This window comes from Vibrio coralliirubri, from assembly GCF_024347375.1.
GTDB classification, from domain to species: domain Bacteria; phylum Pseudomonadota; class Gammaproteobacteria; order Enterobacterales; family Vibrionaceae; genus Vibrio; species Vibrio coralliirubri.
In genome coordinates this window covers 2,680,821-2,695,850 of the sequence record NZ_AP025470.1, presented here as the reverse complement: position 1 = coordinate 2,695,850, position 15,030 = coordinate 2,680,821, and the positions used below count along the sequence as shown (strand labels likewise).

Here is a 15,030-nt window from a genome sequence, read left to right as displayed (position 1 = left end):
TCTGATTTTGGGCTGCATCCAATAAAAAAGGTTGATGCTTGCACATCAACCTTATGGTTTTGACTCCAGCTTTATCAGCCTAGCTCAGTATCTTTCGGTCGTAGCTGAAACTCGTCAATAGAGCCAATCTCTAAACCTTCTGACAGCTTATCTTCCTCATTATGAGCATTACCGTGAGCATGCATAATCAGGCGATTCGCCGTACGAGGTTTTAGCTGACTCACCACAAAACGCATCATGTCAGAGCGAGTTAACCCCTTAAGGTCTTCCAACACGCGCTCTCTTTGGTTGAACTCAACATCCTTATTGCCTATCGCAACCCATAAGCGCTGAGCACGTCCTCGCAAAGTCGTATCTGGTGTTGAAATCTGATTCCATAGGCCGCGCTTACTGCTGTGCCATTGATAGTCGTTAAGCTCCAACAGCACCATATAAAAGGCATTGAGGAACTCGTCTATTGAGGCTAACAAGTCTGCAGGGGCGGCATTAGGTGATTGTACATACAACACAATTCCAGGGTGTCGGTTGAGCGGCATATTGCCAGTACCGACCATGTAACCTAGCTGCTGCTTGGTACGTATCTCATGGAAGAAAGTGGCCGACATCAAATGGTTTGCCAGTGAATACAGCGCAATGTTTTTAGGCGAAATATCTGGGCATTGGTAATAAACCACGATGGCCGAATCATCTTGGTTACACACCACTTCACGTTGGAAGCTGCCGTTTTCACCCAGCATGATTAGCGGGCGCAGTGACTCTTCGTAAGCCTGATCTTGAACGCGCAGGGCATCTTTTAGCGTTTCAGCCATCTTGTGTGCATCGGCTTTTTTCCAGTCGCCATACACAAACATCTCAACATGAAGTTCCGCCAAGATTGCTTGAACAAAAGAGGAGAGCTCATCGACCTCGATCGTTTCTAGCGCTTCAATTAACACAGAATAGGGCGGATTATTTGGTTGAAGTATCCCCGTCATCGCATTAAACAGCTGCGAAATAGGACGATCTTGCGACGCGTTATTCCAGTTTCTGAGCAGTTGATGCTTAATGGTTTCGAAGCGTGTTGGACTAAAGTCGCGTGCTTGGAAACGTTCAAGAATCATATTGAGTAGCTGTGGTTGCTTCTCGCTAAACCCAGACAGAGTGAGTGTTACACCGCCCTGATGGGTGTACATGTTGTAGCCCATTCCGGCGATTTCAGCCTGATACGTATCTTTTTCCAGCGAGTCTAAGAACATCTCTACACACAAGCGTGTTTTAACGATATTTCTTGGGCTAGCGACGGAGTGCGGGCTATCGATTGCGACATACACCACACCTTTAGGCACTCGGAATTGATGGTCTTGCAGATGCCATAACTTAAAGCCATCGAGCTCTTCTAACAGTTGTGGGAACTTAGCGTCACCTTCGAGTTCAGTCGGGTCTAGATCGTAGCAAATAAACGGGTTTTTGCTTGGGAGTTCAAACTGCCAACCGGGGTTAATGCACGTAAAGCATTGAACTTGTTCAGCGCTAAAAGGTGTGACCGAATAGGGCGTAAAATACCACTTCGCTTCCCTGTCATACTCGAATCCCTGAGCAACAATGGTCGCACGCATGTTGTCGACGGTTAAGTAAGGCAGCAAAGAACGCTGTAACTCGTCATCGAAATGCGACATTTTGTAATCGCCATACACCACATCTTGCTCTTGGTAGTGCTGCATGTTGATGACGAGGTGGCTGACGACATCAAGCGGTCTTGCTGGCTCTTGAAAGCGGAAAGCAGACTCTAAAACGGCGCGTTTTTCTAGGTAGCGCCACTCATCGATGCCTTGTTGTTCGACTAACTTGATGTACTGAAATATCGCTTGGATGATGTTATCGGTTTTGGTTAAACCTTCAATAGTCAACGAGCAACTGACTGTGAAATCACGGTAGTTACTGCCACTCGCGCCACCACCTGCAGAGAGGGATGTTATCCAGCCTTTCTCTTTGAGTTGCATCATCAAACTGCCTTCACCTTCGTAACCTAAAAGGTGGGCAAAGAACGACAATGGCTTAATGCCGTAGTGTTCGTCCATGCTTGGCATTGGGAAGGTTAAGATCAGTTTGCGTACTTCTTTAATTGGTTCAACGCAGACTTGTACGCCCGTGCTTAACTCGCCAACAATCGGTACTTCAACCTTTTTGCCTTGTAGGTTGTGATTGGTGATCGAGCTAAAGCGATCCTCAACCCAGCTTTGCATCTCGTCTAATGATTGATTGCCAGACAGTGTCAGCGTCATCAAGTCAGCAGAGTATTGTTGCTGGTGGAAAGCTAAGATCTCTTGTCGAATCGTCTCGCCGTTTCTGTCACCCAACGTATCGATATTACCGACAGAAAACTTCGAGAATGGGTGATTGTGATTCACCAGTTCTTTGGTAACTTGATACAAGCGTCGTGAGTCGTCGTTGAGTTTCATCTTGTATTCGGAGTCAACGGCTTGGCGTTCTTTGTCTAACGCTTCTTCGTTGAACAGGGGAGCGGTAAAAAATTGGCTGAAGCGATCGAGTGCGGTTTCAAAGGCATTCAATTCAACATCAAAAAAGAAGCAGGTGTGCTCTGTTCCTGTCCAAGCATTGTTGCTGCCGCCATGCTGGCTGATAAAACTTTGGAACTCTCCGACCTTTGGATACTTTTCAGTTCCTAAAAATAGCATATGCTCTAAGTAGTGAGCTAAACCCTCTCGGTCTGTAGGGTCATCAAAATGCCCCACATTGACGGCTAATGCGGCTGCTGCTTTTTGAGCATTTTGGTCCTGAACTAACAGTACACGTAACCCGTTATTTAAGGTTATGTAGCGGTATTGATGTTCATCATTTGGGCTTAAGTGCACAGGAGCATCTCCAGAGAAGGTGGTTTTTAAATTATGTACCCGATGATTCGGCGTGCAAACCTTGTGATCATATTTTGGGATATGAAGGGCTTTGTTGCGTAATTAAATTTAGAGATAGAGCCAACCCGTTTCGCTTGTTTCTTAGTCAATACGACAAGTTTCAGGCATACCTAACCCAGTAAGCTTGTTCAACGCTTTTATCATCGCGTAAGTTTCACCCACCTGGGCATTGTAATTTCTTAAGCTCAGTTTCCCTCCTAGCAACTGTTTAACTCGATACATCGCTGTTTCTGAGAGTGAACGTTTGTGGTATCCATACCGCTCTTTCCAATACTTATTTGAGTCGTATAATTTCTGGCAACCCACGGCGAGATTTCGAGGGTGACCACGCTCCCAGAAGGCAGCCCCTTCTCTTGGGGGAATAAGCGCAATAGCTCCCTTAATCTTAATAGCAGCGTGACACGCTCTCGTGTCGTAAGCGCCATCACCAGACACCTCAAGGATACTTCGGCGTGTTTGTTTCAGTAAGTTCGGGAGTACTTCTCCATCTGTAACCGTCGATAAACTTAGCTCGGCGGCAATGATCTCATGAGTGTTGGTATCGACTGCAATATGCAGCTTTCGCCAGACTCTACGCTTGCCATCCGTCCCATGTTTTTTGACTTTCCATTCACCTTCGCCATAAACCTTAAGGCCAGTAGCATCAATGGCTAGGTGCTGTATCGCTCCTCTCGTTTTAGTCTTAAATGAAACCTCAACTTGCTTGGCTCTACGACTGATGCAGGTGTAATGCGGACAACTTAACGGTACATGGGCTAACCTAAATATCGAGTCGATAAATCCTTGCAGCGCTCTCAATGGCATAGAAAAAACTCGTTTGACCATGAGTGCTGTCGTGATAGCTAAATCACTGAACCGACGCGGCCTACCGCGCTTATTCTGTTTGCTTTGCGCCCATCCGCTTATTGCTTCTTCATCAATCCAAAAAGTCAGAGAACCACGGTTAATGAGTGATCGGTTGTATTGCTTCCAGTTGGTTGTTTTATAACGAGGCTTAGGCATAGGACTACGAGATAGAGTGGAGGTAGCTGATCAGATCGTAGGTTCTTGATTTAGTTCCATTGAATTACGCAACAAAGCCGATATGAAGTGCTTTTTGGCGATTTCTAAATCACTTTTATCGATTTTTATCAGTAATTTATTTTCTTTTAACAAGATTGTTAAGAAAGTCGAACTCTTTGGCAAGTGACTTGATATAATTATTTATATTGACTGCGGTTTCTCTGGATTGAGAGCCAAACCTAAGTAGCGTTTCGCTGATATATGGGATATATCGACTTTCGACATGTTACGAAGACAGGATTGAACATGAAAATATTCATTATGCGCCACGGTGAAGCAGAACATTTTGCGAACTCGGATGCAGAACGAGCGTTGACCAAGCGCGGGAAAATGGCTTCTCTTGCAGTGGCACAAGCTGCAAATGAGCAGGGGATTAGTCAATTCGATAAAGTGCTGGTGAGCCCATATTTAAGGGCACAAGAAACGTGGTTAGAGATCTCTCAGGCGTTTTCTGGAAAGAAAGTTGAAACCTGTGATGATATTACGCCTTATGGAATGTCCGACGATGTGTTTGATTTGACCTTAGCAATGGCTGAAGTAGAAAAACTAGAGACCATTTTATTTGTTTCTCATTTACCTCTAGTGGGCTACCTAACGGCAGAGTTTGCAACAGGCATGGCGCCGCCGATGTTTCCCACTTCGGGCCTAGCGTGTATCGACTTCAACCTTGAGACACAAAAAGGTGAGTTGCTTTGGAACATCAATCCATAAGCTCGTTGAGCTCTGTTTGATGACAAAGTTGCAGACAATTAGAAAGGGCATCTCAATATGATTGGGATGCCCTTTGTTGTTTTTTGGTGAGAGAGAATTCGTAAACCAGAATTATTTCTCAGGAACCGAAAGCAAGACTAACAGCGCGCCATTGCCGCCAAACTCTAACGGCGCTTGGTGGAAAGCCATCACATCTGGGTGCTGTGCTAACCACAAAGGCACCTTCTGTTTAAGGATGTGTTTACCGATACCGTGCTGAACACAGGCACACGCCACGCTCTCTTTCACGCAGTGCGCAATCATCGCGCCCAGCTCACGTTTGGCTTCTTGTTGAGTCATACCATGCATATCGAGATACACGTCAGGCACGTAGACACCACGACGTAGGCGCTTGACCTCATATTTAGAGACATCATCACGCGCATAACGTGTCGGACCGTCTTCGCTAAGATGCGGAATGAACTCATCCGAGAAATAAAACTCGCTATCACTGGCTTGTCTTGCCGTTCGAGTAATTTCTTTTTGCTTGGCATTTCTTTTTGGCTGCTGGACTATGGTATCCTGTTGCAACTTTTTAACGCCCTTTACTGCATCGTTGAACAGGGCGAAATCGTCATCGAAGTCGGTGTCTTTTTTGCTCATCAGGTTATGAATTCTAATTAGAAACGTAATTAGCAGTATTGTAGCGCTTTTCGGAGACAATTTTGGATAAGATTTTTGTAGAAGAAGCGGTATCAGAACTACACACGCTTCAAGATGTGATTCGTTGGACTGTTAGCCGCTTTAACGCAGCGGGCCTATTTTATGGTCACGGCACTGATAACGCGTGGGATGAGGCAGTACAACTTATCTTACCTACTCTTTATCTGCCGATTGATGTTCCTTCGCATGTGATGAACTCTCGTCTAACGAGCAGCGAACGTCTGCGTATTGTTGAGCGCGTAATCAAGCGTATTAATGATCGTACACCAACGGCTTACCTAACCAACAAAGCTTGGTTCTGTGGTCTTGAGTTCTTCGTTGATGAACGCGTTCTTGTGCCTCGTTCGCCAATTGGTGAGCTGATCGAAGCTCAATTCCAACCTTGGTTAACTGAAGAGCCAACTCGCATCATGGATATGTGTACGGGTAGTGGTTGTATCGCTATTGCTTGTGCTCACGCATTCCCTGACGCTGAAGTAGATGCGATTGATATCTCTACCGACGCATTGCAAGTTGCAGAGCAGAACGTACAAGATCACGGCATGGAGCAGCAAGTGTTCCCAATCCGTTCAGATCTTTTCCGTGATTTGCCAAAAGAGAAATACAACCTGATCGTATCTAACCCACCTTACGTGGACGAAGAAGATATGAACAGCCTACCAGATGAGTTTACTCACGAGCCAGAACTTGGCCTAGCTGCGGGTACAGACGGTCTGAAATTGGTTCGTCGCATCTTAGCTAACGCACCAGACTACCTAACTGACGACGGTATTCTTATCTGTGAAGTTGGTAACTCAATGGTTCATATGATGGATCAGTACCCAGAGATTCCATTCACTTGGATTGAATTCTCTAACGGTGGTCATGGCGTATTCATGATCACTCGTGAGCAGCTTGTTGCTTGCGCTGATGAGTTCTCTATCTACAAAGACTAGGTTTCAATTATTAGGTTCGCGCCCCTATCTTAGGGCTGTAAGCTTAGAACCTGAAACCTAGTAAGACGTTCGATTTGAAACGTTTTTATTTAAACGCCATGCATTGTTGCATGGCGTTTTTTATTGCCTAGATTAAAGATGTTTGCATTTATATCGAAGACGTTCAGCGCAATATTTAGTTGATTAATATGAGGGCTTATTACATATTGGTGTTTGATATTTAGTCGTTTTAGTGAGTTAAGGAGGATTCACGATGAGCTTTGATACATGGATTTATTATTTACTAGCGGTGCTGATCTTAACGGCATCACCAGGCCCAAGTTCTCTATTGTGCATGACCAAAGGTGTGCAATCTGGCTTTAAATTATCGATATTTACCGCCTTGGGCAGCTTAACTGCGATTACTGGCATTCTAACCTTATCGTTTACCGGACTAGGGGTAATTATTGCTTCGTCTGAAGTGGTATTTAATGTCATAAAATGGACTGGTGCGGCTTATCTAATCTTCCTCGGCTGGAAATCTCTGCGCTCTAGCCAACAAGATTATGACAAGTTACCGGGTCAACAAGGCGGCTCTCGAACTGTCAAAGAAAGTGCTGCGCAGCATTACCTAAGTGGCTTTATTGTTGGCGCGAGTAACCCCAAAGCTATCCTGTTTTTTACCGCACTTTTTCCTCAATTTATTGACCCATCGATCGCTCTGGTTCCCCAGTTTACCGTGTTTGCTTTGACCTTCGCAGTGATGGAGTTGTCTTGGTTACTGGTGTACGCCTACTTGGGGGCGAAGTCGTCAAATTGGTTGTTTGCGAAAGGCCGAGCTAAGGTCTTTAATCGTGTCACTGGAGGTGTCTTTATTGGGGCTGGTGCACTGCTTTCGACGACCAGTCGAGCATAACTTTCTGTTTTATCAGAGAGGTGAATAATTACAGAATGTTCTTGATGCTGTCATAAAAGGTTAATATTAATGTGCTTGCTGCTTTTGGCGAAAAGCCGATATATTGTAGTTACACCATCACGTTCTCAAGGAGAGACATATGCAGCATCAAGAAATGATTCAACACAGTAACTTTGGCGTAATCAGTCGTACTTGGATTTTCTCTACCCTTTCTCTAGTGGGTATTCTTGCTCTAATGTAGTCAGCTTCATGGCTCTATATTTTTAGTTTTTATTATGAAATCACTTGTTAAAAAGTCTTCAAAGTCAGAACTCTTTCTCTTATAAATGTGGCTTTTCTCATCAGGCTAGCCACTTAACTTTTTCTTAGTCATCTTTTTCTAGTAAGCCTCCTCCAGTAATTTACTCCTAGTTGTCACTTTTTCGTAGTCGTCTTCTACCCCTAAATTCGCCACTTTCTTTCCGTGGACTAGTTTGTCACCTTATCTCTATAAACAAGCGCCATCGCACTTCTGAAGTTGTTACGAAACTGTGATAATCTTAAGTTATCTTTTATCTACAGTGTATCTCTCATGTCTGTCTGGGATTCTATTTCATTTAACAATCGATTTACTGCATTACCTCGACTGTTCTATACCCCAATTCAACCTACACCGCTAAACAGTGTTCAATGGCTCGCATGGAACCATAAGCTTGCGGATGAACTCGGCTTTCCGTCATTTGATGATGCTTCCGAGGAGTTGCTTGAAACGTTATCTGGCAATGTTGAACCTGAGCAGTTTTCGCCTGTAGCAATGAAGTACGCAGGCCACCAGTTTGGTTCTTATAATCCGGATTTAGGTGATGGAAGAGGGCTGTTATTAGCTCAAGTTGTCGCGAAAAGTGGCGAAACGTTCGATTTACACCTCAAAGGTGCAGGTAAAACACCTTATTCTCGCATGGGCGATGGACGCGCTGTTATTCGATCAACGGTTCGTGAGTACTTATGTAGCGAAGCGATGGCGGGGCTCAACATCCCAACCACGCGTGCATTAGCCATGATGACCAGTGACACGCCGGTTTATCGTGAGAAGCAAGAGTGGGGGGCGCTACTGGTGCGTGCTGCCGAATCCCACATTCGATTTGGTCACTTTGAACATCTGTTTTACACCAATCAGTTGGCAGAACATAAATTACTGGCTGATAAAGTCATCGAATGGCACTTCCCGAAATGCCTTGATCAAGAGAAGCCCTACGCTGCCATGTTTAATGAGATTGTCGATCGCACTGCGGAAATGGTCGCGTTGTGGCAAGCGAATGGTTTTGCTCATGGCGTGATGAACACCGATAACATGTCGATCATCGGGCAAACTTTCGATTACGGTCCGTTCGCGTTTCTTGACGAATACGACCCTCGCTTGATCTGTAATCACTCGGATTACCAAGGGCGCTATGCCTTCAACCAGCAACCAAGAATAGGTTTATGGAACCTGTCGGCACTGGCGCACTCACTTTCTCCGCTGGTGGATAAGGCCGATTTAGAGGCGGCTTTAGAGCAGTACGAACCGCAAATGAACGGTTATTTTAGTCAGATGATGCGTCGTAAGTTGGGGCTACTTTCGAAACAAGAAGGTGACAGTCGTTTGTTTGAATCTATGTTCGAGCTGATGTCGCAAAATAAAGTCGACTATCCAAGGTTCTTTAGAACGCTATCGAACCTAGACACCTTGTCGCCACAAGAAGTGATTGATTTGGTTATCGACCGAGATGCAGCAAAACTGTGGGTAGATAACTACTTACAACGTTGCGAACTGGAAGAGAGCTCAGTGGCAGAGCGCTGCGAAAAGATGAGGCAGGTAAATCCGAAATACATCCTCAGAAATTACCTTGCTCAACTGGCGATAGATAAAGCAGAGCGCGGTGATAGCAGCGACATTGACGCTTTGATGGTGGTACTTGCAGACCCTTACGCGGAACACCCAGACTATGAACATCTTGCGGCTCTACCTCCTGAGTGGGGCAAAGCGATGGAGATCAGCTGCTCGTCATAATCAGCTACTCATGACAATCGACTGCTCTTGATAACCAATTGTACGTGATAATCCATTGTACGTTATAACCAACGAGTAGCGGATTAAGTCGTCAAAATGCAGGTAGAGGTCACTAAGTTGTGATCTTTATCTGTTTGTTCTTCTAACTTTACAAACATGTCAATAATCAAACAATCGGCCAGCCTATACACTATGTGAATAAGTTGTAAATTTAATAGGTTTGGGCGATGCCAACAAATACTCGAATTCTCGTGGTGGATGATGATCAAGAAATCCGCGAGCTGCTGGAAGAGTACCTCACAAAATCGGGCTTCGATGTCTCTTCTGTTGGAGACGGTGTTGAATTAGAAACCCACCTGCAAAGCCAAGGTTATCCAGACCTGATTCTGCTCGATGTTATGCTACCCGGTGACGATGGTTTTACCCTGTGTCAACGCGTCCGTAAGCAATCGAATGTGCCTATCATCATGCTGACTGCGGTATCGGATGAAACCGACCAGATCATTGGTTTAGAAATTGGTGCCGATGACTACATCGCCAAGCCGTTTAGCCCTCGCCAGTTAATGGCGCGTATCAAAGCGTTATTACGCCGCGTTCAAGTGGTTGATGACAAGCCAAGTGATGCTCTGCCAAAGCAAATCATTTTTGGTGATTGGACGCTTGATACGTTAGCGCATCGAATTTCCCACAATGAACACTCGGAAGAGATGGATTTGTCGGGCAGTGATTTTTCTCTGTTGATGTTGTTCTTAACTCGCCCCAACGAAGTTCTTGACCGTGACACCATCTCTTTCGCCACCAGAGGCCGCGAAGCGTTGCCTTTTGAACGTGGCATTGATGTGCAGCTTAGTCGCCTGAGAAGTCGGCTGGGCGACAGTGGCAAGTATCCTCACTACATCAAAACCATGCGCGGTAATGGCTATATTCTCGCTGTGCCTGTTCAGTATGAACACTGATAATCAAGTGCCGTTAATGAACACCTTTCCAATGAAGTATTTCCTATGAACTGGTTGAGTCGATTAAAACCAAACTCTTTGGTTGCCAGAACATTGTTACTGACCTTGTTAGCCGTGGTGATTGCTCAAGGTATCGCAACGTCTATTTGGTATAGCGAATCCAAACACAAAGAACTGGAAGGGATTCGTTCTGCCTCCGAGAGCATGGCCAATATGTTTGCCTCGACAGTGACTTTCTTTCAGTCTCTACCCGTCAAATATCGTCATATCGTATTAGATCAGATCCGCAATATGGGCGGTACGCGCTTCTTTGTCTCTTTCAATAAAGAGGCGTTGATTGTCGAACCGATCCCCGATACCCGTTTAAAAACCGCTTCGATTGAAGCGATAGAAAGTGTTTTGAGTAGCAAGCTCAATAAAGTGGAATCAGTTCGTGTTGATTTCTCTCGCCCTGAACATCTTCGTTTGCTTAAAAATGACATTTACTTGAGCGATCTCCCGCGATCGTGGGCACACCATACATTAACCTTAGAACCTCTTAATCCGCCGATTTTGGTTGTTCAGATAGAACTAGCCAGTCATGAATGGGTGTATATCGCCGCGTTATTGCCTGCGCCATACGTAAAGCTCGACGATACGATTCTCGGCAGAGAGCAGGTGATCTTCTTAGTTTCCTCGACACTCATTCTTTTGGTTTTGACTTACTTGATGATTCGTCGCCAAGTGCGCCCTCTTAAAAAATTAGCAAGAGCGGCCAATGAAATGAGTATGGATATTCAGCAGCCGCCACTTAACGAAGAGGGGGCAACGGAGCTGGTGACGGCGACCCGAGCCTTTAATCGCATGCAGCAACGGATTCGTCGCTATGTTGCCGACCGAGAGCACCTTTTCTCGGCAATCTCCCATGACTTAAAGACACCGATAACGCGGCTTAGATTGCGTGCAGAGTTGTTGGAGAGTGAAGTAAAGAAAGACAAATTCAATAAAGATCTCGATGAGCTAGAGATGATGGTTAAAGGTGCTTTGCAAGCGGTAAGAGACACCGATCTACACGAAAACAATGCCATTATTGACCTCAACGAAATGGTGCTTGCTGTGATTGAATCGCATAACCAGTATCAGACAAAGGTTGAGTTCGAGCCGGTCGTCATTGAGCCATTGGTCGCTAAACCACTGGCGATAAAGCGTGTACTCACCAACTTAATCGACAACGCGGTTAAGTACGGTTCCTCAGCAGTTGTTGAAATCAGCGGTGATGATCTTTGGGTGGTCGTGACCATTCAAGACCGTGGTCTCGGTATTCCAGAAGATAAGTTAGAGCTGGTCTTTGAGCCTTACTTTAGGTTAGCAACGGATGATCAAGGACATGGTCTTGGCCTCGGGATCTGCCGAAATATCCTGCATGGACACGGCGGAGATCTCATTCTTCGCAACTCCTCTCAAGGTGGCTTAGAAGCCAAAGTCTATATCCCAACAGGCCTAGAAGTGTAATGTAACAATTATGTTACATAGGACTTACCTTTTGTTTCAATCCTAAAAATCAAAATAAGTAGACTCTTTATTGAACCGGACGTCGAGTCCGCTAAAACATGGAAGATAATAATGAAAATCAATAAAACCCTACTTACTCTATCTCTTCTTGCTGCCTCAACATTTTCTCAAGCTGGTGAAGTGGAAGTGCTTCACTGGTGGACTGCTGGTGGCGAAGCGAAATCCGCAGCGGTACTGAAAGAGATGATTGAAGAACAAGGCCATACTTGGAAAGATTTCGCTGTTGCTGGTGGCGGCGGTGAAAGTGCGATGACTGTTTTAAAAACTCGAGCAGTTTCGGGCAATCCTCCATCTGCCGCGCAGATCAAAGGTCATGATATTCAAGAGTGGGGTGGTTTAGGTTTTCTAACGTCTCTCGATGCGACTGCTAAACAAGAACAATGGGATGAACTACTACCAGAAGTAGTGACTAAAGTGATGAAGTGGGATGGCGAATATGTCGCAGTTCCTGTCAACGTTCACCGTGTTAACTGGCTTTGGGCGAACCCTGTTGTTTTAGAAAAATCAGGCGTGACGGTTCCAACTACGTTAGATGAGTTCTTTGTTGCCGCAGACAAGATTAAAGCGGCTGGCTTCATTCCACTGGCTCACGGTGGTCAACCTTGGCAAGACGCGACGGTATTCGAAGCTGTAGCACTTGATGTACTAGGCAGTGAAGATTACAACAAAGCGTTCGTTGATCTTGATATGGACGTGTTGTCTGGTGACAAAATGGTGGAAGTATTCACCAAGTTCAAAAAGATGCGTGATTACGTCGACAGCAACTCTCCGGGTCGTGATTGGAACGTAGCAACGTCAATGGTTATCAATGGCGAAGCGGCAATGCAGATCATGGGTGACTGGGCGAAAGGCGAGTTTACAGCAGCAGGTAAAGTGCCGGGTAAAGACTACATCTGTGCACCAGCTCCAGGTACTGATGGCCAATTCACTTTCAACATCGATAGCTTTGCGTTCTTTGAGTTAAGTGACAAAGAGAACCAAAAAGCGCAGCAAGACCTAGCGAAAACCATTCTTACCAAAGATTTCCAAGAAGTCTTCAACCTTAACAAAGGTTCTATCCCTGTTCGTCTAGATATGGACATGTCTAAGTTTGACCAATGTGCGTTGGATTCAATGGCAACCTTCAAAGCGAGTGCGGAGTCTGGCGATCTTGTTCCGAGTATGGCTCACGGCCTAGCGACAACAAGCTACGCTCAAGGCGCGATTTACGACGTGGTAACCAACTTCTTCAACGAGAAAGATGCCGATCCAAAACAAGCGGCGGCTAAGTTAGCGAAAGCTGTGAAAGCGGCTATCTAATCTAACTTGATAAGCGACACATAACGCACATGAGTGACCGGTTGTGTTGCTTTACCAAACCCCCAGGGTGGGTAGGCTCGTAGGGAGCCTATCTACTCTTCACTCCCAATTCTGATATGCGTGATGCTGATGTGGTGCCGAAAGGTAAGCCATTGGCTCGATTGTGCAACAAGGATAAGTTATGGAGCATGTTTTGACTGAGTCGACTCCAAAACCCACAAGGAGCCAGCCTGCACCGAAACCGAGTTTTGCTGATAGGTTGCAACATTGGTTACCTAAAATTGTACTGGCGCCGACCGCGTTAGTGACCGTGGTCTGTATCTACGGCTACATTTTTTGGACGGCAGCGCTGTCGTTCACCAACTCTCGATTTCTGCCGAGCTTTAATTTCGTTGGTTTAACCCAATATGAAAAGCTGATGGATAACGATCGCTGGATCACCTCAATCACCAACCTCGGTGTGTTTGGTTTTCTGTTCATGGCGATAGCTATCTTGCTTGGTGTTGGTTTAGCGGTATTGCTTGACCAGAATATCCGCCAAGAAGGGGCGATTCGAACTATCTATCTCTACCCAATGGCGTTGTCATTCATCGTGACAGGTACGGCGTGGAAATGGATTCTTAATCCGGGTCTTGGCATTGAAAAGCTGATGCAAGATTGGGGATTTACTGACTTCAAATTTGATTGGTTAGTTGACTCGGAAATGTCGGTGTATACCTTGGTTATCGCGGCACTTTGGCAGTCTTCAGGCTTTGTGATGGCGATGTTCTTAGCGGGTCTTCGCGGCATCGATTCATCAATCATCAAAGCGGCACAAATTGATGGAGCAAGCTTACCCACTATCTATCTCAAAATCATTCTGCCTTGCTTGCGCCCTGTGGTTTTCAGTGCGGTGATCATCACCTCACACATTGCGATTAAGAGTTTCGACCTTGTGACCGCTATGACGGCGGGTGGCCCGGGTTATTCATCGGATCTTCCTGCGCTCTTCATGTATGCGCACTCCTTTACTCGTGGACAAATCGGCCTTGGTGCTGCCAGTGCCATGATGATGCTTGCTGGTATCTTAGCGATTCTCGTGCCTTATCTTTACTCTGAACTTAGGGAGAAAAAGTCATGATGAATAACGTCAACTTTGCTCGAATCTTTATCTATTCAGCACTGCTTTTCTTCTGTTTAGTGTATCTAATGCCATTGTTCGTAATGGCGCTGACGTCATTCAAAACTCTGCCAGACATCAAGGCGGGTAATTTAATGAGCTTGCCTAAAGAGTGGGTGTTTGATGCTTGGTATAAAGCGTGGGACACCGCTTGTACGGGCGTAAAATGTGAAGGCATCAAAGGCTACTTCTGGAACTCGTTCCAAATGGTGATTCCTGCGGTTGCGATTTCAACATTGCTCGGTGCATTCAATGGCTATGTGGTAACGAAATGGCAATTTAGAGGCTCAAACCTGTTCTTTAGTTTGTTGTTATTTGGCTGCTTCATTCCATTCCAAGTGGTGCTGCTGCCAATGGCGACCATGCTTGGCAAGATGGGTTTAGCGAACACTACGATTGGCTTGGTGATTGTGCACGTTATCTACGGCATGGCATTTACCACGCTGTTTTTCCGTAACTTCTATATCTCTATTCCTGATGAATTGATCAAGGCGGCAAAGCTCGATGGTGCTGGCTTCTTTACCATCTTCTTCAAGATCTTATTACCGATCTCAACGCCGATCATCATGGTGACGGTGATCTGGCAGTTCACCGCTATCTGGAATGATTTCTTGTTCGGGGTGGTTTACTCCGGCTCAGAAACTCAGCCAATCACCGTGGCATTAAATAACTTAGTCAACACCAGTACAGGCGTTAAAGAATACAACGTCGACATGGCTGCCGCGATCATCGCCGCACTGCCAACGCTGTTGGTGTATGTCTTCGCAGGAAAATATTTTGTTCGTGGCCTAACGGCAGGATCAGTAAAAGGATAATTAC

The 15,030-nt window shown here is 45.6% G+C and carries 12 protein-coding genes; 9 read left to right on the top strand and 3 right to left on the bottom strand.

Annotation, left to right across the window (positions count from 1 at the left end; genetic code table 11):
* Positions 1 to 74: 74 nt before the first annotated feature.
* Positions 75 to 2,852 (bottom strand): insulinase family protein, encoded by a 2,778-nt coding sequence (locus tag OCV20_RS12200; protein ID WP_086775692.1) that lies wholly within the window; start codon positions 2,850 to 2,852, stop codon positions 75 to 77.
* A 141-nt stretch (positions 2,853 to 2,993) separates the two neighbouring features.
* Positions 2,994 to 3,914 carry an IS5 family transposase gene (locus OCV20_RS12195; RefSeq protein ID WP_261881408.1) on the bottom strand — a complete coding sequence of 307 codons (921 nt, stop codon included), beginning with the start codon at positions 3,912 to 3,914 and terminating at the stop codon, positions 2,994 to 2,996.
* A 306-nt stretch (positions 3,915 to 4,220) separates the two neighbouring features.
* Between OCV20_RS12195 and sixA the strand changes: the two genes are divergently transcribed.
* Complete coding sequence (gene sixA / locus OCV20_RS12190; RefSeq protein ID WP_017064097.1) at positions 4,221 to 4,685, top strand: phosphohistidine phosphatase SixA; 465 nt, start codon at positions 4,221 to 4,223, stop codon at positions 4,683 to 4,685.
* A 111-nt stretch (positions 4,686 to 4,796) separates the two neighbouring features.
* On the opposite strand, the gene smrB is transcribed toward sixA, so the two are convergent.
* Positions 4,797 to 5,327: an endonuclease SmrB gene (gene smrB, locus OCV20_RS12185; RefSeq protein WP_017064096.1), complete on the bottom strand. Its 531-nt coding sequence runs from the start codon at positions 5,325 to 5,327 to the stop codon at positions 4,797 to 4,799.
* A 62-nt stretch (positions 5,328 to 5,389) separates the two neighbouring features.
* On the opposite strand from smrB, the gene prmB reads away from it, so the two are divergent.
* The 8 genes from prmB to OCV20_RS12145 all read left to right on the top strand — a co-directional run bounded on the left by prmB (position 5,390) and on the right by OCV20_RS12145 (position 15,026).
* Positions 5,390 to 6,322: a 50S ribosomal protein L3 N(5)-glutamine methyltransferase gene (gene prmB / locus OCV20_RS12180; RefSeq protein WP_017060640.1), complete on the top strand. Its 933-nt coding sequence runs from the start codon at positions 5,390 to 5,392 to the stop codon at positions 6,320 to 6,322.
* Between the two features lie 253 nt (positions 6,323 to 6,575).
* On the top strand, positions 6,576 to 7,217 hold the full coding sequence (locus OCV20_RS12175) for a LysE family translocator (protein ID WP_086774322.1): 642 nt from the start codon (positions 6,576 to 6,578) through the stop codon (positions 7,215 to 7,217).
* A gap of 571 nt (positions 7,218 to 7,788) precedes the next feature.
* Positions 7,789 to 9,246 (top strand): protein adenylyltransferase SelO, encoded by a 1,458-nt coding sequence (locus OCV20_RS12170; RefSeq protein ID WP_086774321.1) that lies wholly within the window; start codon positions 7,789 to 7,791, stop codon positions 9,244 to 9,246.
* 227 nt (positions 9,247 to 9,473) lie between these two features.
* The gene (locus OCV20_RS12165; RefSeq protein WP_004736055.1) at positions 9,474 to 10,202 is read left to right on the top strand and encodes a response regulator; all 729 of its coding nucleotides are present in this window, start codon (positions 9,474 to 9,476) and stop codon (positions 10,200 to 10,202) included.
* Between the two features lie 45 nt (positions 10,203 to 10,247).
* On the top strand, positions 10,248 to 11,693 hold the full coding sequence (locus OCV20_RS12160; RefSeq protein ID WP_086774320.1) for an ATP-binding protein: 1,446 nt from the start codon (positions 10,248 to 10,250) through the stop codon (positions 11,691 to 11,693).
* 111 nt (positions 11,694 to 11,804) lie between these two features.
* Positions 11,805 to 13,052, top strand: a complete 1,248-nt coding sequence (locus tag OCV20_RS12155; RefSeq protein ID WP_086774319.1) for an ABC transporter substrate-binding protein — start codon at positions 11,805 to 11,807, stop codon at positions 13,050 to 13,052.
* Positions 13,053 to 13,233: 181 nt separating this feature from the next.
* Positions 13,234 to 14,172 (top strand): carbohydrate ABC transporter permease, encoded by a 939-nt coding sequence (locus OCV20_RS12150; protein WP_009848503.1) that lies wholly within the window; start codon positions 13,234 to 13,236, stop codon positions 14,170 to 14,172.
* Positions 14,169 to 15,026 carry a carbohydrate ABC transporter permease gene (locus OCV20_RS12145; RefSeq protein ID WP_050052727.1) on the top strand — a complete coding sequence of 286 codons (858 nt, stop codon included), beginning with the start codon at positions 14,169 to 14,171 and terminating at the stop codon, positions 15,024 to 15,026. The genes OCV20_RS12150 and OCV20_RS12145 overlap by 4 nt, the downstream gene beginning before the upstream one ends.
* Positions 15,027 to 15,030: the final 4 nt, after the last annotated feature.

Coding starts and splice junctions, on each gene's coding strand:
- sixA (WP_017064097.1), top strand. CDS start 4,221: ATGAAAATATTCATTATGCGCCACGGTGAAGCAGAACATTTTGCGAAC.
- OCV20_RS12150 (WP_009848503.1), top strand. CDS start 13,234: ATGGAGCATGTTTTGACTGAGTCGACTCCAAAACCCACAAGGAGCCAG.
- OCV20_RS12170 (WP_086774321.1), top strand. CDS start 7,789: ATGTCTGTCTGGGATTCTATTTCATTTAACAATCGATTTACTGCATTA.
- OCV20_RS12165 (WP_004736055.1), top strand. CDS start 9,474: ATGCCAACAAATACTCGAATTCTCGTGGTGGATGATGATCAAGAAATC.
- OCV20_RS12160 (WP_086774320.1), top strand. CDS start 10,248: ATGAACTGGTTGAGTCGATTAAAACCAAACTCTTTGGTTGCCAGAACA.
- OCV20_RS12145 (WP_050052727.1), top strand. CDS start 14,169: ATGATGAATAACGTCAACTTTGCTCGAATCTTTATCTATTCAGCACTG.
- OCV20_RS12175 (WP_086774322.1), top strand. CDS start 6,576: ATGAGCTTTGATACATGGATTTATTATTTACTAGCGGTGCTGATCTTA.
- OCV20_RS12155 (WP_086774319.1), top strand. CDS start 11,805: ATGAAAATCAATAAAACCCTACTTACTCTATCTCTTCTTGCTGCCTCA.
- OCV20_RS12195 (WP_261881408.1), bottom strand. CDS start 3,914: ATGCCTAAGCCTCGTTATAAAACAACCAACTGGAAGCAATACAACCGA.
- smrB (WP_017064096.1), bottom strand. CDS start 5,327: ATGAGCAAAAAAGACACCGACTTCGATGACGATTTCGCCCTGTTCAAC.